Raw genomic sequence first — 1015 nt, 5'->3', positions numbered from 1 at the left:
CTCCAGCCTTGCCGGGTCTGCCGCTCCAGCAGGCAGCGCAGGCCATGCAGGACCTGGTAGGCGTAGAGGCTGAGCAGCAGGCTCACCTCGTTGCGTGCCATCACGTCCTGAACGGTGGAGGCGCCGCGATCGGTCGACGAGAGGTGCACGTCGAGCGCCGACTTCACCTCGCCCATGTGCGCCTCGGCGCTGCCGCGCTTGCGGTAGAGCGCCAGGACCTTCTCCGGCGGCCAGTCGAACTTGCCGAGGTTGGTGACCAGGAAGAAGGCATGCAGCAGCAGGTCATCGGGGCGTTCCTGCACCACCAGCACCACGCGACGCGGTGCCGACCAAGAGCCCGCTTGATACTCCAGATCGTGGCACCACTCGCGAGGCTGCTCGGGTGGCCGGCCGGGTGGCCGCTTCAGGTGCGGTGCCGCCAGTTTCTGCAGGCCGGAGTGACTGCGCAGTCGGCCCAGGTACTCGATGTCGCACTCTTCCAGGGCCTCCAGCGTCGCGTTGTCGGTGAAACCGGCGTCGATGCGCACCCGAACCTGGGCGCCGGTGCTCTCGTTGAGTCGCCGCACCAGATGCGGGATCCAGGTGTCGGCGTTCTCGGCCGGGCCGGCGTTGCCCTCGCGCAGCAGGCCGCCCACCATGTCGCCGGTTTCTGCCAGCGAGGCGACCAGCGGTGAATAGATCCGCGCGCCGTACAGGCCATGATAGGCCGAGCCGCCCTGGTGGCCGTGGACCTCGATCGGCAGGCCGTCGATGTCCAGCGTCAGCTGCTTGGGGCGCTCGCCGTTCTTCAGCGCGGTCAGGCGCCAGATCACCAGTCGCAGCAGGCCTTCGTGCACGGCATCGATATTGTCGCAGCGCCCGAGGCAGGTCAGCAGCCGCGACAGCGTGGCTTGAGAGGGCCGGTCCTGGGCCAGGGGCGTTGTCCCGCGCGCATCGCTGCAGGCCAGCTGCCAGAGCGGATCACGGCGCAGCGTGTCGGTATCGCTGAGGTCGATCCAGCCCATCGCACGCTGCA

General features: G+C 68.8%; 1 protein-coding gene. It reads right to left on the bottom strand.

Translation table 11 applies throughout. The features are described from left to right. The coding region (locus ACQKE4_RS20775) for an IS1380 family transposase (protein ID WP_427390118.1) at window positions 1-1015 on the bottom strand (1015 nt) is incomplete at both ends.

Origin of the sequence: Halomonas sp. NPDC076908 (assembly GCF_050269715.1) — a bacterium.
Lineage (GTDB): Bacteria > Pseudomonadota > Gammaproteobacteria > Pseudomonadales > Halomonadaceae > Vreelandella.
The sequence above is the reverse complement of the archived record's forward strand: the minus strand, read 5'-3'. Positions and strand labels throughout refer to the sequence as shown.